The following is a 17,276-nucleotide window of genomic DNA, read 5'->3' as shown; positions in this document are numbered from 1 at the left end:
GGCAGATGCATGCGCCCGTAGAGGTTTGGCGAACACTCTTGCGGCCACACGGAGGGGGAGGTGGCCATGTCGAACACAAGAAACACCCAAGAGTCACAGAGTTCACAGAAGGCTCAGGACTCTCAAAATTCCGGCAAATCTACTGACAACGCGGCCGACGACCGGCCGAGCCCCATGGAGGTGCTGCGCCAGGCGCGCAGTCAGCTCGCGGAGCTCACCGGCATGACCGCCGAGTCCGTGTCGTCCTTCGAGCAGACCGAGCAGGGCTGGGCGCTGGAGGTCGAGGTCCTCGAACTCGAGCGCGTGCCCGACACGATGAGCCTGATGGCGAGCTATCAGGTGGAACTCGACGCCCAGGGACAGCTCACGGGTTATCGCCGCGTCCGCCGCTACGAGCGGGGGCGGTCCGACCCGCGAAGGACCGGCGGTCACTAGGCCGCCCGAGCGGACCCGCACCCACAGACAAGGAGGGACATCCGGCATGACAGTCGTACCGGCACAGCAGACCGGTGGCGGAGGCGGCAGCAGCGGTCTCTACGACGTGCTTGAACTTGTTCTGGACAGGGGGCTCGTCATCGACGCATTCGTGCGAGTCTCCCTGGTCGGCATCGAGATCCTCAAGATCGACGTTCGCGTCGTCGTCGCCAGCGTCGACACCTACCTGCGCTTCGCCGAGGCGTGCAACCGGCTCGACCTGGAGGCCGGGCCGCGCAAGGACCCGGGCCTGCCCGACCTGGTCGGGGAGATGACCGAGTCCGGCGCGCGCGGTAAGTCCAAGGGGGCGCTGTCCGGCGCCGCCGAAACCATCTCCGACGCCTTCAAGCAGGCGCGTTCCGATGGCTCCGAGCAGGAGACCGAGTCCCGTCCGCGAGCCCGCAAGAGCACGTCCGCCCGCCGGAAGGAGGAGCAGGAGTGAGCACCTACGTCTACGGCATCGCCGCGAGCTCGCACCCCGGGCTCCCCGAGGGCATGGGCGGCGTCGGTGACCCGCCACGCCCGGTGCGCATCCTGCGCGAGGGCGACCTGGCGGCCGTCGTCAGCGAGGCGCCCGAAGGGCTGCGGCCCAAGCGCAAGGACCTGCTCGCCCACCAGAACGTGCTCAGCGAGGCGGGCGCGGCCGGCTGTGTGCTGCCCATGCGGTTCGGCAGCGTCGCCCCGGACGACAACTCGATCACGGCGGTCCTCGCCGAGCGTGCCGAGCACTACAAAGAGCGCCTGCGGGCCCTGGACGGCCGGGTCGAGTACAACGTCAAGGCCAACCACGTCGAAGACGCCGTACTTCACCAGGTGATGGCCGAGAACCCGGACATCCGCGGTCTCGCGGAGGCCAACCGGCAGGCCGGCGGCGGCAGTTACGACGACAAGATCCGGCTCGGCGAGATGGTCGCGGCCGCGGTCAAGGCCCGGGAGGCCGAGGACGCCGCCGCACTCCAGCGCCTCCTGGAACCGTCCGCCGATGCCGTCAGCGTGGGCCCCGAGTCCACCGGCTGGCTGGCCAACGTGTCGTTCCTGGTGGACCGGGAGACCGCCGAGAACTTCCTGGTGGCCGTGGAGGAGGCCCGCAAGGAACTGCCGCACCTGGAGGTGCGGGTCAACGGACCGCTGCCGCCGTACAGCTTCGTCGAGCCGGGCCCGACCGAGCCGGCCGGCACCGTGGCGAGCGGCACGGACACCGGAGCGGGGTGACGACGTGGGCCTGATCTCGGAGGTGCTGCTGCTGCCGTTCGCACCGGTGCGCGGCAGCGCCTGGGCCATCAGACAGGTGCTCCAGGAGGCCGAGCGGATCTACTACGACCCCGCCACGGTCCGGGCCGAACTGTCCCGGCTGGAAGAGCAGTTGGAGGCCGGTGAGATCACGGAGGAGGAGTTCGACCGCCTTGAGGACGAACTCCTCGACCGGTTGGAGATCGCTTCGCGCGGGAGCGCGGGAACGGGCAACGGGACAACACAATGAACCGAGTGGGACTGGGTCTTGCCGTGGGGGCCGGATACCTCCTGGGACGGACCAAGAAACTCAAGATGGCGGTGGCCGTCGGCGGCCTGGTGGCCGGGAAGAAGATGAACCTGAGCCCGCGCATGGTCGCGGACCTGGTCCAGCAGCAGCTGCGGAACAACCCGCAGTTCAAGGAGATCGGCGACCAGCTGCGTCAGGATCTGCGCGGTGTCGGCAAGGCGGCCTCCGGTGCCATGGTCGAGCGGCAGCTCGACGCTGTCGCCGACCGGCTGCACAGCCGCACGGCCCAGGTACGCGACCAACTGTCGGGCGTGGTGCCCGGCACAGGCGACACCGACGCCGAGGAGCCCGAGGACACCGACGCGGAGGAGCCCGAGGACACCGAGGACGAGGAGCCCGAGGACTCCGGGCCGGAGGAGGAGGACGAGGAGCCGGAGCCGGCCCCACAGGACGCGGCGAAGAAGGCCCCGGCCAAGAAGGCACCCGCGAAGCAGACGGCGAAGCAGGCATCCGCCAAGAAGGCCCCCGCGAGGAAGGCCCCCGCCAAGAAGACGGCGGGCCGCAAGGGGGCGGCGAAGAAGACCACGGCCGCGAAGAAGGCGACCTCAGCCGGGAACAGGGGCGGCAGCTCCCGGACCCGGCTGCCGAAGGGAGGCGGTGAGGGATGACCGACACGCTCGGATCAGCGACCTCCGCCGCAAACGGAGCGGCGAAGAACCCGCTCACCGACGTGGCCCACAGCGAGGCCGCCGACCGGCTGAAGGCCGAGTTGCAGGAGTATCTCGCCGCCCAGGCGACCCGCATGCTCACCGGTGTGGGCCGCAAGCTCGGTGAGACCACCAACAGACTCAACGACATCGCCGAGGGCAACAGCCCCGGCTTCGCCAAGCTCGCCCTCGACGGCGGCCGCAAGCTCGCCGAGGGCAAGGGCCCGGTGCGCGCCGCAGTGGAGACGGGTGGCTCACGCCTCAAGGACAAGGTCACGGGCGCCCTGAAGAACCTGGGCGGCGGCAAGGGCAAGCGCTCGGCGGGCAAGAAGCCCACCGTCATCATCGAGCACATCGACGTCGGGGTACCACTGCGCACGGCGTACGACCAGTGGACCCAGTACCAGGACTTCAGCACGTTCGCGAAAGGTGTCAAAAGCGCGAACAAGGGCGACGAAACCACGTCGGACTGGCAGCTCAAGGTCTTCTGGTCCAATCGCAGCTGGAAGGCGAAGACGACGGAGCAGGTGCCCGACGACCGCATCGCGTGGACGTCGGAGGGCGCCAAGGGCACCACGAAGGGCGTGGTCTCCTTCCATCGCCTCGCCGACAACCTCACCCGGGTCCTGCTGGTCATCGAGTACTACCCCACGGGGCTGTTCGAGAAGACCGGCAACATCTGGCGCGCCCAGGGCCGCCGCGCCCGGCTCGACCTGAAGAACTTCGTCCGCTTCGTCACGATCAAGGGTGAGGCGGAGGACGGCTGGCGCGGCGAGATCCGCGACGGCGAGGTGGTCCGCAGTCACGAGGACGCGCTCGCCGAGGAGGAGTCCGAGGAGGAGTCCGAGGAGGAGCGCCCCGAGGGCGAGGAACCCGAGGACGAGTACGCCGAGGACGAGGAAGAGAACGGCGAGGAGGAACCCGAGGGCGAGTACGAGGACGAAGCCGAGTCGGAGTACGACGAGGAAGAGCCCGAGGAAGAGCCCGAGGAAGAGCCCGAGGAAGAGGCCGAGGAAGAGCCTGAAGGCGAGTACGAGGAGACCGAGGCCGACGAGGACGAGTACGCCGAAGGCGGGAGCCGGCGATGACGACGCCCAGCAGGATGCCCGAACCCTACGGCCATGGAAGCGGCGCCAACCTCGCCGACATCCTGGAACGGGTGCTCGACAAGGGCATCGTCATCGCGGGCGACATCCGCATCAACCTGCTCGACATCGAACTCCTCACCATCAAGCTGCGTTTGATCGTGGCCTCGGTGGACAAGGCGAAGGAGATGGGCATCGACTGGTGGGAGACCGACCCGGCACTGAGCTCGCGGGCCCGCCGTGACGAACTGACCCGTGAGAACGCCGAGTTGCGCGAGAGGCTGGCCCGGCTGGAGGAACTGGAGCCCAGCCGGGCGCAGGAGAAGGAGGCACCGTGACCGGACTGCGGTACGTCTACGCCGTCTGCCGCCCCTTCGGCACGCCGCTCCAGTCCCAGCTGACGGGGGTGGCGGGTGATCCGCCCAGAGCGCTGAACCACCACGGCCTCGTGGCCGTGGTCAGCCACGTACCGGAGCGGGACTTCGCGGAGGAACCGCTCCGGGCCCATCTCGAGGACCTCGACTGGCTCACCGAGACCGCCCGCGCCCACCAGGGCGTCATCGACGCGCTCACCACCGTCACGACCCCGCTGCCGCTGCGGCTCGGCACCGTCTTCCGGGACGACAGCGGCGTGCGGACGATGATCGAGGCCCGTGAAGAGGACTTCCGGCGCACCCTCGACCGGCTGGAGGGCCGGGTCGAGTGGGGCGTGAAGGTGTACGCCGAGTCCGAACCGCAGGAGAGCGCCCGGCCCGCGCAGAAGGCCACCTCGGGCCGCGACTACCTGCGGCAGCGGCGTATGCAGACCAGGTCGCACGAGGAGATGTGGCAGAAGGCGGAAAGCTTCTCGAACCGACTGCACGAGAAGCTCTCCGCCTTCGCGGAGGATTCCCGGCTGCATCCCCCGCAGAACCCCACGCTTTCCAAAGCGACCGGGCGGAACGTATTGAACGCCGCCTATCTCGTGCCGCGCGCGCATTCCGAGGAATTCGTGGAAATGGTGGACCGCACGAAGGGCGAGGTGCCCGGAATGCGCGTCGAACTCACCGGCCCCTGGGCGGCCTATTCGTTCGCCGGGGAGGCCACATGACCGACGGGGAAAAGCCGTGACCGTAGACGGGGAGAAGCCGTGACCGTAGTGGAACGCCGTGAGGTCGCCCTCGTGGACCTGCTCGACCGGCTGCTCGCCGGCGGCGTCGTGATCACGGGGGACATCACCCTGCGCATCGCCGACGTCGACCTTGTCCGTATCGACCTCAACGCGCTCATCAGCTCGGTGAACGCCCAGGTGCCCTCCCCGTTCGAGGAGTTGCTGTGACGTCGTCCGACCAGCCCGCGCAGGATCCGCGGCCGCGCCGCAACCGGCTGGACCTGGAACCCGACACCGTCGAGCGTGACCTGGTCAAGCTCGTGCTCACGGTGGTGGAACTGCTGCGCCAGCTCATGGAGCGCCAGGCGCTGCGCCGGTTCGACGTCGGGGATCTCAGCGAGGAGCAGGAGGAGCGGATCGGGCTCACTCTCATGCTGCTGGAGGAGCGGATGGCGGAACTGCGCGACCGCTACGGACTGCGGCCCGAGGACCTCAATCTGGACCTCGGGCCGCTCGGACCGCTGCTCCCCCGGGACGGGGGCTAATTCACCACCTGTACCACCGGCCCCTGCCTCCGGTCGCCGACGTACCACGGACGAAGAAACCCAGCAGCCACAGAACGAGGACCGCCAACGCGATCCACCAGAGTACCTTTACTGCGAATCCGGCGCCGAAAAGGATCAAAGCCAGAAGCAGTACCAGCAGGATGGGAACCATAATTCGAACCTCCTGCTTTCAAGGGTGTCCCCGAATCCGTATTTCAGGCGTCCTTTCGGCAGAGAATTTCTCCGTGCAGCACGCTGAACCAGCCGTCCTCCCGCTCCCCCCACTGCCGCCAGGCGTCGGCCACGGCCCGCAACCGCGCCTCGCTCGCGTGTCCGCCCAGCCGGGCCCGGTCCGCGTACGCCGACGCCAGCGTCCGGTCGGCCCACAGCCCGCTCCACCAGGCCCGCTCCTCCCGCGTGGCGAAGGTCCAGGTGCCGGAGGTCGCCGTGACGTCCGTGAAGCCGGCGCGCAGCGCCCACGCCTTCAGCCGGCGCCCGGCATCGGGCTCACCGCCGTTGGCCCGGGCGACCCGGCGGTAGAGGTCCAGCCAGTCGTCGAGCCCCTCGGACGCCGGAAACCAGGTCATGGCCTCGTAGTCGGCGTCCCGCACGGCGACGAGACCCCCGGGCTTCACCACTCTCCTCATCTCGCGCAGCGCCCGCACCGGATCGCCCACGTGCTGAAGCACCTGGTGTGCGTGCACCACACAGAAGGTGTCGTCCGGGTAGTCCAGGGCGTGCACGTCGGCCACCGCGAAGTCGACGTTGGCCACACCCCGCCCGGCAGCCGTGGCGCGCGCCCGCTCCAGGATCTCCGGCTCCCGGTCGACGCCGGTGACATGTCCGTCGGGCACGAGCGCGGCCAGGTCGGCGGTGATGGTGCCCGGCCCGCATCCGACGTCCAGGATCTTCATGTGGGGGCGGAGCGACGGCACCAGATACGCGGCCGAGTTGGCGGCGGTGCGCCAGGTGTGCGAACGCAGCACCGACTCATGGTGCCCGTGCGTGTAGACAGCGGTCTCCCGTGGTTCCGGCATGGCGGATCCCCCCTCTTCCGTTCGGGTCGGCAGGGGATCACCGTACGCGGTCCGGCCGCATGGTGAGACCGCATTCCCGGCATATGGACTGACGGTACGTCAGCTGGAGGGGATCGGCCGGTAGACGGTCAGCGCCTCGGGCAGCTTCTCCAGGGTGACGCGGCCCTCCACCTCGATGACCTCACCGTCGTAGGCGAGGAGCGTGCCGGGCGCCACGTGGTCCAGCCGCAGCCGTCCCACCTGGACGGCGGCGTGGGCCGGGGAGCGGGTCAGCGGCCCCGCGAGGGCGGCGGCGAGCAGCCGGACCGCCGGCCGGCGTCCACCGTGCACGACACGCACGTCGAGTTGCCCGTCCGCGAGGTCCTTCCGGCGCCCGGAGGCCAGCCCCAGGCGGTGATAGGTCCCGTTCCCGGCGAACAGCAGCCACAGGGGGCGCGTACGGCCCTGGAACTCGGCCTCCAGCGGATGGCCGTCGGCCCGCAGCACGCGCAGGGCCGCGAGCACGCCGGCGGGCCAGCCGCCGATCCGGTGCGACCAGCGCTCCCGCTCGCGCACCAGCTCCGGGTAGACGCCGACACTGCACGTGTTGAGGAAGACGCCGTGCTTCCCGCCGCAGGAGTACCGGCCCACGTCCACGCGCACGGCCTCGCCCGCACGCAGCGCGCGGACGAGATCGCGTACGTCCTCGATGCCCAGGTCGTAGGCGAAGTGGTTCAGCGTCCCGCCCGGCAGCACCGCGAGGGGCAGGCCGGAGCGGAGCGCGACGCGGGCGGCGGCGTTCACCGTGCCGTCGCCGCCGCACACGCCGAGGACCCGGGCGCGGGCGGCCGCCTGCTCCAGCTCGGCGGCCACGTCCCCCGGCTCGCACTCGACGACCTCGGCCCGAGGAAGGGCGTCCCGCAGGGCGCGGGCACGCTCGGCGCTCCCCGCTGCGGTGTTCGCCACCAGCACGAGTCCCTCGCCGTCCGGCAGCGCCGGGACCTCGGCGCGGGGGCGGGCCGGCGGGGCGACCTGGCCCCGCGTCGGCACCATGCCCCGTAGCGCGAGCGCGGCACCCACACCGAGGGCGGCGCCCGTCATGGCGTCACGCGGGAAGTGCGCGCCGGTGTGGCCGCGGGAGAGGACGACGGAGGCGGCCACCGGGCCGACGACCGTGCCCCAGGCGGGGGACTCCAGGGCGACACCGGTCGCGAAGGCGGCGGCCGACCACCACCTCGTTCCCCTCCGGGCACGCGGAGTGCGGGTCGCGGCGAGGGCGGCGGCGGCCGCGAACCACAGGGCGCCGTGGTTCGCGCCGCGGCTCAGGCGGGACAGGACGGGGTCCGGGGCGGCGGGCGTCATGGGATGCGGGTACCCCGAGGGGGTGGACACACCGGCCGTCCACGGGCAGGCTCGGAGTGATCATCGTGACCGAAGAGGGGGATCCGAGGCATGAGCGGGCTAGTGACGGCGGTCAGCAGCAACGGGGAATACTCGTTCACCAAGCCGAACCGGGACAGCATCAGGCTGCTCGCCGGTCTCGGGGTGGAGGGGGACGTGCACGCCGGAGTGACGGTCAAGCACCGTTCGCGCATCGCGCAGGACCCCACCCAGCCGAACCTGCGCCAGGTGCACCTCATGCACGAGGAACTCTTCGCCGAGGTCGGTGAAGAGGGGTTCAAGGTGGCGCCCGGCGAACTCGGCGAGAACATCACCACGCGGGGCATCGACCTGCTCGGTCTGCCGGTCGGCACGCTGCTGCGCATCGGCGACACGGCGGTCCTGGAGGTGACCGGTCTGCGCAATCCCTGCATGCAGATCGACACCTTCCAGGACGGGCTGCTGAAGCGGGTCGTCGGCCGCGACGAGGCGGGGAACGTCGTGCGCAAGGCCGGGATCATGAGCGTGGTGCGGGAAGGGGGCGTGGTGCGTCCCGGGGACACGATCGAGGCGGAACTTCCCACCGGTCCGCACCGGCCTCTGGACCGGGTCTGAGACGCTGCCCGGTGCTTCCGGTCTGCGGTGTCGTTTCAGAAATGCGTTTGCCCGGCGCACCGTCGCGGCCGCAGAATCGCGCCCATGGGCCACCTTGAAGCCGCACACCTGGAGTACTACCTGCCGGACGGAAGGGCGCTGCTGGGTGATGTCTCGTTCCGGGTGGGGGAGGGGGCCGTCGTCGCCCTCGTGGGGCCCAACGGGGCCGGGAAGACGACCCTGCTGCGGATGCTCGCCGGTGAGATCAAGCCGCACGGCGGAACCGTCACCGTCGGCGGCGGACTCGGCGTGATGCGGCAGTTCGTCGGATCCGTACGGGACGAGACGACCGTACGGGACCTCCTCGTCTCCGTCGCCACCCCCCGCATCCGCGAGGCGGCCCACGCCGTGGACACCGCCGAGCACGCCCTCATGACCGTCGACGACGAGGCCGCCCAGCTGAAGTACGCCCAGGCCCTCGCCGACTGGGCCGAGGCCCGCGGCTACGAGGCCGAGACGCTGTGGGACATGTGCACCACGGCCGCCCTGGGCATCCCGTACGACAAGGCACAGTGGCGGCTCGTCCGCACCCTCTCCGGCGGCGAGCAGAAGCGGCTCGTCCTGGAGGCGCTGCTGCGCGGTACCGACGAGGTGCTGCTGCTCGACGAGCCGGACAACTACCTCGACGTTCCCGGCAAGCGCTGGCTGGAGGAGCGGCTCAAGGAGACGCGCAAGACCGTGCTGTTCGTGTCGCACGACCGGGAGCTGCTGGCCCGCGCCGCCGAGAAGATCGTGAGCGTGGAGCCGGGCCCGGCGGGCGCCGACGCCTGGGTGCACGGCGGCGGGTTCGACACCTACCACGAGGCCCGCCGACTGCGGTTCGAGCGTTTCGAGGAACTGCGCAGGCGCTGGGACGAGAAACACGCGCAGCTGAAGAAGCTGGTGCTGACGCTCCGTCAAGCCGCGGCTGTCAGCCACGACATGGCCTCGCGATACGCCGCCGCGCAGACCCGTCTGCGCAAGTTCGAGGAGGCGGGTCCGCCGCCGGAGCCGCCGCGCGAGCAGGACATCAGGATGCGGATCAAGGGCGGCCGCACCGGCGTCCGGGCCGTCACCTGCGAGAACCTGGAGCTGACCGGTCTGATGAAGCCCTTCGACCTGGAGGTCTTCTACGGCGAACGCGTCGCCGTCCTCGGCTCCAACGGCTCCGGCAAGTCCCACTTCCTGCGCCTGCTCGCCGGCGACGACGTGGCGCACACGGGGAACTGGAAGCTCGGGGCCCGGGTCGTCCCCGGCCACTTCGCGCAGACGCACGCGCATCCGGAGCTGGAGGGCCGCGCGCTGCTCGACATCCTGTGGAAGGAGTACGCACAGGACCGCGGCGCGGCCATGTCGCGGCTGCGCCGCTACGAGCTGACGAACCAGGCCGAGCAGACGTTCGAGCGTCTGTCCGGCGGCCAGCAGGCCCGCTTCCAGATCCTCCTGCTGGAGCTCCAGGGCGTGACGGCGCTGCTGCTCGACGAACCGACCGACAACCTGGACCTGGAATCCGCGGAAGCGCTCCAGGAGGGCCTGGAGTCCTTCGACGGCACGGTCCTCGCGGTCACGCACGACCGCTGGTTCGCCCGCTCCTTCGACCGCTACCTCGTCTTCGGCAGCGACGGCCGGGTCCGGGAGACCCCGGACCCGGTCTGGGACGAACGCCGGGTGGAACGGGCCCGCTAGGGCACCGCCCCCCGGCTCACTTCCAGCGGAGCAGCGCCCCGAGTCCGCCCGTCGGAACCTCCCGCTCCGCAACGGCCAGCGCCGCCGCGTCCGTCGCCACCGCCGAGCGGATCAGCGCGTCGTCCGCCCGGGCCGGCCAGGAGTGCTGCTCGCCGAGGATCTTCAGATCCGTACGCCGCACCGCCACCTGGTCCGGGTCCTCGCCGATCCACACCTCGCGGTGCGCGTCCGGTCCGTCCGGCCTGATCAGCAGCTCGTCGATGCGGTGCTCGCGCGCCGCCTCGACCAGCGCGGGCACGCCCTCCACGGCCCCGGCCCTTCCCTCGTCGTCCGGGTTCCGGGCGGCCCGGAACCGCTCCAGCTCGGCCTCGGCCTGCCGCGCCACATGCTCGGCGCGGGCCCGCTCCACGTCCTCGTCGAGGAGCCGGCTGCCGCTGCCGTGCGGCGCCTCGACGACGAGGTCGTGCAGCCGCTTGGGCAGCCGCTCGTGCACGGACCGCCGCTCACGATCGTCACCGACGAGAATCAGCAGGTCGGCGCGGGTCTCCTCCTGGCACACGGCGAGCGCGTCGGCGATCTCCGCGGCGTTGTGCTCCCAGGTGTTCTCCACCCGCAGCTGGAAATGCCGCTCGGACCAGTCCACGGAGCTCGTCCGGTGCACCGGCCACTGCCGCCCGGTGACGCTCCCGGCCTGCTCCCGGCCCAGCGCGCTGCGCAGCTCGAAGTCCGCGCCCTTGCGGTCGACGTACGCCACCACGCACACCGGGTCCTCGCCGGCCAGCTCCAGCAGCGGTGTGACACGCGGCAGCGGGGCCCATTCGGCCCAGTCGCCGCCCTGCGGGGGACGGGCCAGCGGCGGGTCGAGGATCACCTCGCCGGCGCGGGCGAACAGGGCCCGGCCGTGCGGTTCGGAAGAGTGCCGCAGATCCTCGATGGCGCTCTGTACGGCCCGGCAGGTCGCCTCGTCCGCGCCCTGGTCGGCGAGCTGCTTGGCCATCGCCCGGGCCGTGAGCTGACGCTCGTGGGGGGTGTCCTCCGTGTGCCGGGAGGTGTCGACGTACACCGAGGCCCAAGGCCCGGGGTGTTCGTAGAGTGGGTGCAGAAAGGCGAGATCCATGGCTCCCTCCCGGATGCCGCTCGGGGGTAGTGCTCAGTTGCTCCCCGGGCGGGTACCCGGACCGCATGAACGAACACGACGAGCGGGGCGACACCATGACCGGAGTGGACCCTGACCGGCTGGACGACCAGCAGCTCATGAAGGAGCTGGAGACCATCCACCGCACGCGCCACGACACGCTGCTGTACGGCTCGAACGACGCGCTGCGGGCCCACAACGAACGCATGGCGCAGCTCGAGGGCGAGTTCCTGCGCCGCAACCCGCGCCGCCCGGTGGCCGCGGGCCGCACCCGCGAAGGGGCCCGGGAGCGGGGGAGCGGCGAGTCGACGACTCCGACGACCCCCGGCACCTGAGCCCCTCACAGGACAGCACCGGCACAGCGCGAAGCCGGGCCGCGCAGGCACAAGCCCGGTGCGGCCCGGCTCAGCGCCGCAACGCCCCCGATGCCGGTGCGCCGCGATCGCGTCGACGAACGCGTTCAGGAACCCCTCGCGTCAGGCGGTCTCCTTGGCGAAGACGTCGAGGAAGGTCTCGCAGAACGCCTTCAGATCGTCCGGCTTACGGCTGGTCACCAGCTTGTTGGCGCCGTGGTCACAGACCTTCACCTGCTCGTCGACCCAGGTGCCGCCCGCGTTGCGGATGTCGGTCCGAAGGCTCGGCCAGGAGGTCAGCACCCGGCCGCGTACGACGTCCGCCTCGACCAGCGTCCACGGCGCGTGGCAGATCGCGGCCACGGGGCGGCCCTGCTCGAAGAAGTCCCGGACGAACGCGACGGCCTTGTCGTCCATCCGCAGGAAGTCCGGATTGGCCACGCCGCCCGGCAGCACCAGAGCACCGAACGAGTCCGGTGCGCTCTGGCCCACGACCTCGTCCACGGGGAAGGTGTCGGCCTTGTCGAGGTGGTTGAACGCCTGGATCTCCCCCTCCTTCGTCGACACCAGCACGGGTTCGTGCCCGGCGTCCTTCGCGGCCTGCCACGGATCGGTCAGCTCGACCTGCTCGACGCCCTCGGGTGCCACCAGAAATGCGATACGCATGCTGCTCAACGTCCTTTCCCGGAGCGCGCGGCACTCCAGCGCGCCGCCTCGCTCCTCACGTTCTTGTCGTTCTCAGAGGTGGCGGGTCGGGACGTCACCGACGTCGACGTCCCCCTGCCGCCGGCCGATGCTCACGCACCTCCCCGGGCGTCCGGCTCGGCGCGGCTGATGTCGGCGAGCGCCGACGCGGAGTCCTCCGCCTCGGCCAGGTCGCCGAGGCTCACCATCCCCACCGGCAGTCCGTTCTCCACCACCGGCAGCCGGCGCACCGCGTGCTCGCGCATCAGGGTGACCGCGGTCGTCACCGGGTCGTCCGGCGTCACCGTCACCGGGTCCGGCGTGCACACCGACTGCGCGCTCACCGTCATCGGGTCGGCACCGTCGGCCACCGCCCGCACCGTGATGTCACGGTCGGTGAGCACGCCGACCACGTCCTGACCGTCGGCCACCACCACGTCGCCGATGTTCTGGGTGCGCATCAACTGCGCCGCCTCGACGAGCGAGGCGTCCGGGCGTACGGCGACCACACCCGGGGTCATCACGTCCTTCACCAGCTCGGCCATCACTGAAGGCCCTCCTCTGTTCCCCCTCGGCGGGGGCACCGCGGACGGGCCGACCCGCCCGCGACACGCCCCGGTGCGGTCGCTACGCGTACTCCTCCGGCCCGGTCTCCCGGGCCCGGATCAGGGCCTGGGCCAGCTCCTGGACATTGCCGTAGCGCTCCTGGCGCGGCAGCCGCTCCAGGGCCTCGACGAGGGCGTCGGGCGCCTGATGGCCGCGCAGCTCGCGGACCAGGTCGCGCGCGGTCGCCGGGAACACCCGGCGGCCCAGGATCCGGGCCAGCTCCAGGCGCACCGACTCCAGGGACGTCGGCGCACGGCTCGGCGTCACCGGCCCGTACGCGACCTCGGGGTCGTCCTCGGCGGCCGGCTCCGGGTCGTGCCACTCCTCACTGCGGGTGGGGTGCCCGGACCTGAGCAGCCCCTGGAGTTCGTGCTTCATCTCGTCGTCTCGGTGGACGCTCAGCCGGTCGCTGCCTCGCTGCATGTCTCCCTCCAGACGGTCGGGGGTCCGCACCGCGTACCCGAACACCGGGAGCCGACACGGGTTCGCCGCCCCCGATCGGTGCCGTCCGCACTGGTTTGCGCCACGGCCTGCGGGAGACCCGGATCACACCCCCCACACCTCTCTGGGGAAGGACACGCCATGGCGTTGCTCGCTGTGCTCATTCCGCTGCTCATGCTCGGAGTGGTGCTGGTGCTGGGCCGTTACGAGGAACTGCTGCTGCCACAGGACGACACCGGCCGGCGCGAACCGGCCGGCGTGCCCCACACGGCCGCGGCGACCGCTACTTCCTCCTCTCACGCCCCGGCAGGAACTCCTGCATCTTCGCCTTGAAGCCCTGCTTGACCACCGATCCCCGGTCCGAGTCGCCCTTCAGGATCGACGCGGCGGTCGCCTCCATCTGCTCCCAGGTGGCGTGCGGCGGGATCGGTGGGACGGCCGGATCGGTCAGGAACTCCACCACCGCGGGACCGTCCGCCTCCAGCGCGGCACGCCAGCCCGCCTCGACGTCCTCCGGCTTCTCCACCCGGATGCCGGTCAGCCCCAGGGAACGCGCGAACGCGGCGTACTGCACGTCCGGGATCGCTTGCGACGGCAGGAACTGCGGCGCGCCCTCCATGGCCCGCATCTCCCACGTGACCTGATTCAGGTCCTGGTTGTTCCACACGGCGACCACCAGCCGCGGGTCCTCCCACTGGTGCCGGTACTTCGCCGCCGTGATCAGCTCCGCCATCCCGTTCATCTGCATCGCCCCGTCGCCCACCAGCGCGATCGCGGGCCGGTCCGGGTGCGCGAACTTCGCGCCGATCACGTACGGCACCCCGCAGCCCATCGTCGCCAGCGTGCCGGAGAGCGAGCCCCGCATGCCCGGCCGCATGGTCAGGTGCCGCGCGTACCAGTTGGCCGTCGAACCCGAGTCGGAGGCGATGATCGCGTTGTCGGGCAGCAGCGGGTCCAGGGCGCGGGCCACGTACTCCGGATTGATCGGATCGGCGTCGAGTCCGGCCCGGCGCTCCATGACGTCACGCCAGCGCGTCACGTTGGCGCATATCGTGTCGTACCACTCGCGCCCGCGCCCCTCCTCGATCAGCGGGATCAGCCGCTCCAGCGTGGCCTTCGCGTCACCGACCAGGTTCACCTCGTACGGGTAGCGCATCCCGACCATGTGCGGATCGATGTCGATCTGCACGCCCCGCGCCTTGCCGAACTCCGGCATGAACTGCGTGTACGGGAACGACGACCCGATGGTCAGCAGCGTGTCGCAGTCCCGCATCAGCTCGTACGAAGGACGCGTGCCCAGCAGGCCGATCGAGCCGGTGACGTACGGCAGTTCGTCGCTGAGGACGTCCTTGCCGAGCAGCGCCTTGGCGACACCGGCACCGAGCAGCTCGGCGATCCGCTCCACCTCGGCCCGCGCACCGGCCGCGCCCTGGCCGACCAGGATCGCCACCTTGTCACCGGAGTTGAGGATCTCGGCGGCCCGGCGCACCGAGTCGTCGGAGGGGACCGCCGTCCACGAACTGCGGTCCAGGCTGGAGGGCACCATCTTGAACTCGTGCGTCGGCGGCGAGTAGTCGAGTTCCTGCACATCACCGGGGATGATGATGGCGGTGGGGCAGCGCCGCGCGTACGCGGTGCGGATCGCCCGGTCCAGCACGTTCGGCAGCTGCTCCGGCACCGTCACCGTCTCCACGAAGTCGGAGGCGACGTCCTTGTACAGCGTGTGCAGATCCACTTCCTGCTGGTAGGAGCCGCCCATCGCGCTGCGGTGCGTCTGGCCGACGATCGCCAGCACCGGAACATGGTCCAGCTTCGCGTCGTAGAGGCCGTTCAGGAGATGGATCGCGCCCGGCCCGGACGTGGCCGCGCACACCCCGAGACGGCCGCTGAACTTGGCGTACCCGACCGCCTGGAACGCCGACATCTCCTCGTGCCGCGACTGCACGAAACGGGGCTCGTTCTCGGCCCGGCCCCATGCGGCGAGCAGGCCGTTGATGCCGTCGCCCGGATAGCCGAAGACCTGCTCGACCCCCCATTCGCGCAACCGCTCGAGGACGTGGTCGGAGACCTTGGTGCTCATGTACGACCTCCCGGACGTATGGGGACAGAGCCATCGGTACGAGTCACCCTGCGCGACGGCGGAAAACCTCTCCGGGTTTGCGGTCGGGGGCCGGGGGCAGGCGCACCTCAGTGCTTCGGACAGGAGGCACGTCCGTGGGAGCGGCCGATCGCGCCGCCACCGGCGCTCCTGGTCCGTGCAGGTGATGCGCTCCCACGGTGACCGTCCAACCCAGAGCACCTTCAAGGGAATTGCGACGCACATCATGCCGATCCACACCAGCGCGAAGCCGCACCCCCACGACGACGCCCCCGACACCGCCGAGGCCTTCCGCAGGCTCGCCACACTCCCCGCCGGGCCCGAGCGCGACGCGCTCCGCGACGAGATCGTCGAGGCCTGGCTGCCCATGGCCGACCGCCTCGCCGGACGCTTCCGCAGCCGCGGCGAGAGCTTCGAGGACCTGCGCCAGGTCGCGGCCCTCGGCCTGGTCAAGGCCGTCGACCGGTACGACCCCGAGCTCGGCAACGCCTTCGAGAGCTATGCCGTGCCCACCATCACCGGCGAGATCAAGCGCCACTTCCGGGACCACATGTGGACCCTGCACGTACCTCGCCGGGTCCAGGACCTGCGCAACCGCGTCCGGTTCGCCTCCCAGGACCTGTCCCAGACCATCTCCGGCCGGCGGCCCACCGTCGCGGAGATCGCCGAGCACGCGAAGATGAGCGAGGAGGACGTCAAGACCGGCCTGGAGGCCCTGGAGAGCTTCACCGCCCTGTCCCTGGACGCGGAGCTGCCGGGCAGCGAGGACGGGTACTCCCTGAGCGACGCCCTCGGGTCGCCGGATCCGGCGCTGGACACGGTCGTGGACCGTGAGGCGGTGAAGTCGCGGCTGGCGGCGCTGCCGGAGCGGGAGCGGGCGATCCTGTACATGCGGTTCTTCGGGGACATGACGCAGAGCCGGATCGCCGAGGAGCTGGGGATCTCGCAGATGCACGTGTCCCGGCTGATCAGCCGGTGCTGCGGTCGGGTCCGGGAACAGGTCATGCGGGATGTCGCGTAGCGCCGAGTTGCTCCGATTCACCTGATGGGGTGGCACTGTCCCGCGAATGGGGCACGGCCGCGCGCGGCGTCGTAGCGGGCTGGCTGTGATGGCAGAAGGGCTTTTCCGCCGTCGCCCGAAGGAGCTCGCTCCATGCGCCGCACCCGCCACGCACTCTCCGTCGCCGTCCTGGCCGGCTCCGCCCTGGTGGGCTTCGCGCCGGTCGTGTCCGCCGAACCGGCCGCCGAGGTCAGCCCGGCCACCGTGGAGCCCGGGGGGACGCTCACCATCTCGGTCAGCTGTGATCCGACCGGGGGGCCGCCGCCCGACAGCATCGACGCGACCTCGCAGGCCTTCGACGAGGGCACGGTCCCGTTGCGCAAGGTGACCGGCAACGACGACGAGGTGTCAGGCCCGGCCTACCGGGGGACGGCCCGTATCGCCCCCGCGGAGAACTTCGAGGGCGACCCGGATGCCCTCGGCGAGGACTCGGCGTGGACCGTCGACGGCACCTGCCCGGCCGCTCCCGGTGGGGAGGGCAAGGAGTGGAGCGCGACGTTCACGGTGGCCCACGGCGGTGGCCACCACAAGCCCTCGCACAAGCCGACGCACAAGCCCTCTCACCATCCCACCCACGAGCCCTGCCCCGAGGAACCACGCGACGAACCGCGCGACCACCACACCGAGTGCGGCGGAGCGGTCGTGCAGCGTGGGGTGCGCGCCGGCGACGGCGGTGCCTTCACCGACTCCGTGCCCGCGCTCGTCGCGGGCGGGGTGCTGATCGCGGGCGCGTTCGGCGCCGCCGTGCACCGCCTGCGCCACCGGGAGAGCGACCCGTACCGCTGACGCGCGGCGCGCACCAC

At 71.0% G+C, this 17,276-nt stretch carries 23 protein-coding genes; 15 read left to right on the top strand and 8 right to left on the bottom strand.

Features of this window, described 5'->3' with window-relative positions; translation table 11 throughout:
* Positions 1-66: 66 nt before the first annotated feature.
* Genes CA983_RS01060 through CA983_RS01015 form a run of 10 tightly spaced genes read left to right on the top strand, consistent with a single transcriptional unit; the run spans position 67 to position 5,381 of the window.
* Positions 67-435, top strand: a complete 369-nt coding sequence (locus tag CA983_RS01060) for a gas vesicle protein GvpO (protein WP_086598994.1) — start codon at positions 67-69, stop codon at positions 433-435.
* 46 nt (positions 436-481) lie between these two features.
* Positions 482-916, top strand: coding sequence for a gas vesicle structural protein GvpA (locus CA983_RS01055; RefSeq protein ID WP_086598956.1), 435 nt, complete (start codon positions 482-484; stop codon positions 914-916).
* On the top strand, positions 913-1,686 hold the full coding sequence (locus CA983_RS01050) for a GvpL/GvpF family gas vesicle protein (RefSeq protein ID WP_086598955.1): 774 nt from the start codon (positions 913-915) through the stop codon (positions 1,684-1,686). Before CA983_RS01055 ends, CA983_RS01050 begins: the two co-directional genes overlap by 4 nt.
* Before the next feature lie 4 nt (positions 1,687-1,690).
* Positions 1,691-1,954 carry a gas vesicle protein GvpG gene (locus CA983_RS01045; RefSeq protein WP_059420067.1) on the top strand — a complete coding sequence of 88 codons (264 nt, stop codon included), beginning with the start codon at positions 1,691-1,693 and terminating at the stop codon, positions 1,952-1,954.
* Positions 1,951-2,622, top strand: a complete 672-nt coding sequence (locus CA983_RS46080) for a DNA primase (RefSeq protein ID WP_086598954.1) — start codon at positions 1,951-1,953, stop codon at positions 2,620-2,622. Before CA983_RS01045 ends, CA983_RS46080 begins: the two co-directional genes overlap by 4 nt.
* Complete coding sequence (locus tag CA983_RS01035) at positions 2,619-3,749, top strand: SRPBCC family protein (RefSeq protein WP_086598953.1); 1,131 nt, start codon at positions 2,619-2,621, stop codon at positions 3,747-3,749. Before CA983_RS46080 ends, CA983_RS01035 begins: the two co-directional genes overlap by 4 nt.
* Positions 3,746-4,084, top strand: a complete 339-nt coding sequence (locus tag CA983_RS01030) for a gas vesicle protein (RefSeq protein ID WP_086598952.1) — start codon at positions 3,746-3,748, stop codon at positions 4,082-4,084. The genes CA983_RS01035 and CA983_RS01030 overlap by 4 nt, the downstream gene beginning before the upstream one ends.
* Complete coding sequence (locus CA983_RS01025) at positions 4,081-4,836, top strand: GvpL/GvpF family gas vesicle protein (protein WP_086598951.1); 756 nt, start codon at positions 4,081-4,083, stop codon at positions 4,834-4,836. The genes CA983_RS01030 and CA983_RS01025 overlap by 4 nt, the downstream gene beginning before the upstream one ends.
* Before the next feature lie 39 nt (positions 4,837-4,875).
* On the top strand, positions 4,876-5,064 hold the full coding sequence (locus tag CA983_RS01020) for a gas vesicle protein (protein ID WP_003994122.1): 189 nt from the start codon (positions 4,876-4,878) through the stop codon (positions 5,062-5,064).
* Entirely contained in the window at positions 5,061-5,381 is a 321-nt protein-coding gene (locus CA983_RS01015) for a gas vesicle protein K (RefSeq protein ID WP_010038702.1), read from the top strand. Before CA983_RS01020 ends, CA983_RS01015 begins: the two co-directional genes overlap by 4 nt.
* Before the next feature lies 1 nt (position 5,382).
* Here the strand turns inward: CA983_RS01015 and CA983_RS01010 are convergent, their stop codons facing one another.
* From CA983_RS01010 to CA983_RS01000, 3 genes are all read right to left on the bottom strand, one after another.
* Positions 5,383-5,553 (bottom strand): hypothetical protein, encoded by a 171-nt coding sequence (locus CA983_RS01010; protein WP_059420075.1) that lies wholly within the window; start codon positions 5,551-5,553, stop codon positions 5,383-5,385.
* Between the two features lie 43 nt (positions 5,554-5,596).
* Complete coding sequence (locus tag CA983_RS01005) at positions 5,597-6,418, bottom strand: class I SAM-dependent methyltransferase (protein WP_086598950.1); 822 nt, start codon at positions 6,416-6,418, stop codon at positions 5,597-5,599.
* Between the two features lie 99 nt (positions 6,419-6,517).
* Positions 6,518-7,759, bottom strand: coding sequence for a diacylglycerol/lipid kinase family protein (locus tag CA983_RS01000; protein ID WP_086598949.1), 1,242 nt, complete (start codon positions 7,757-7,759; stop codon positions 6,518-6,520).
* 90 nt (positions 7,760-7,849) lie between these two features.
* On the opposite strand from CA983_RS01000, the gene CA983_RS00995 reads away from it, so the two are divergent.
* Together CA983_RS00995 and CA983_RS00990 are read left to right on the top strand one after the other, a co-directional pair.
* Positions 7,850-8,392, top strand: a complete 543-nt coding sequence (locus CA983_RS00995) for an MOSC domain-containing protein (RefSeq protein ID WP_086598948.1) — start codon at positions 7,850-7,852, stop codon at positions 8,390-8,392.
* A gap of 84 nt (positions 8,393-8,476) precedes the next feature.
* Positions 8,477-10,096, top strand: a complete 1,620-nt coding sequence (locus tag CA983_RS00990) for an ATP-binding cassette domain-containing protein (protein ID WP_086598947.1) — start codon at positions 8,477-8,479, stop codon at positions 10,094-10,096.
* A gap of 16 nt (positions 10,097-10,112) precedes the next feature.
* Here the strand turns inward: CA983_RS00990 and CA983_RS00985 are convergent, their stop codons facing one another.
* Complete coding sequence (locus tag CA983_RS00985; RefSeq protein ID WP_086598946.1) at positions 10,113-11,213, bottom strand: baeRF2 domain-containing protein; 1,101 nt, start codon at positions 11,211-11,213, stop codon at positions 10,113-10,115.
* A 65-nt stretch (positions 11,214-11,278) separates the two neighbouring features.
* On the opposite strand from CA983_RS00985, the gene CA983_RS00980 reads away from it, so the two are divergent.
* Entirely contained in the window at positions 11,279-11,566 is a 288-nt protein-coding gene (locus tag CA983_RS00980; protein WP_086598945.1) for a DUF6158 family protein, read from the top strand.
* A gap of 141 nt (positions 11,567-11,707) precedes the next feature.
* On the opposite strand, the gene CA983_RS00975 is transcribed toward CA983_RS00980, so the two are convergent.
* The 4 genes from CA983_RS00975 to CA983_RS00955 all read right to left on the bottom strand — a co-directional run bounded on the left by CA983_RS00975 (position 11,708) and on the right by CA983_RS00955 (position 15,395).
* Positions 11,708-12,250 carry a type 1 glutamine amidotransferase domain-containing protein gene (locus CA983_RS00975; protein WP_086598944.1) on the bottom strand — a complete coding sequence of 181 codons (543 nt, stop codon included), beginning with the start codon at positions 12,248-12,250 and terminating at the stop codon, positions 11,708-11,710.
* Positions 12,251-12,381: 131 nt separating this feature from the next.
* Complete coding sequence (locus CA983_RS00970) at positions 12,382-12,813, bottom strand: CBS domain-containing protein (RefSeq protein WP_086598943.1); 432 nt, start codon at positions 12,811-12,813, stop codon at positions 12,382-12,384.
* 82 nt (positions 12,814-12,895) lie between these two features.
* On the bottom strand, positions 12,896-13,297 hold the full coding sequence (locus CA983_RS00965; protein ID WP_086598942.1) for a DUF2795 domain-containing protein: 402 nt from the start codon (positions 13,295-13,297) through the stop codon (positions 12,896-12,898).
* 301 nt (positions 13,298-13,598) lie between these two features.
* On the bottom strand, positions 13,599-15,395 hold the full coding sequence (locus CA983_RS00955; protein ID WP_086598940.1) for a thiamine pyrophosphate-requiring protein: 1,797 nt from the start codon (positions 15,393-15,395) through the stop codon (positions 13,599-13,601).
* A 244-nt stretch (positions 15,396-15,639) separates the two neighbouring features.
* On the opposite strand from CA983_RS00955, the gene CA983_RS00950 reads away from it, so the two are divergent.
* Together CA983_RS00950 and CA983_RS00945 are read left to right on the top strand one after the other, a co-directional pair.
* Positions 15,640-16,434: an RNA polymerase sigma factor SigF gene (locus CA983_RS00950; protein WP_086598939.1), complete on the top strand. Its 795-nt coding sequence runs from the start codon at positions 15,640-15,642 to the stop codon at positions 16,432-16,434.
* Between the two features lie 132 nt (positions 16,435-16,566).
* Positions 16,567-17,259 (top strand): hypothetical protein, encoded by a 693-nt coding sequence (locus tag CA983_RS00945; RefSeq protein ID WP_086598938.1) that lies wholly within the window; start codon positions 16,567-16,569, stop codon positions 17,257-17,259.
* The last annotated feature ends 17 nt before the right edge of the window (positions 17,260-17,276 follow it).

This window comes from Streptomyces swartbergensis, assembly GCF_002148965.1.
Lineage (GTDB): Bacteria > Actinomycetota > Actinomycetes > Streptomycetales > Streptomycetaceae > Streptomyces > Streptomyces swartbergensis.
The sequence above is the reverse complement of the archived record's forward strand: the minus strand, read 5'-3'. Positions and strand labels throughout refer to the sequence as shown.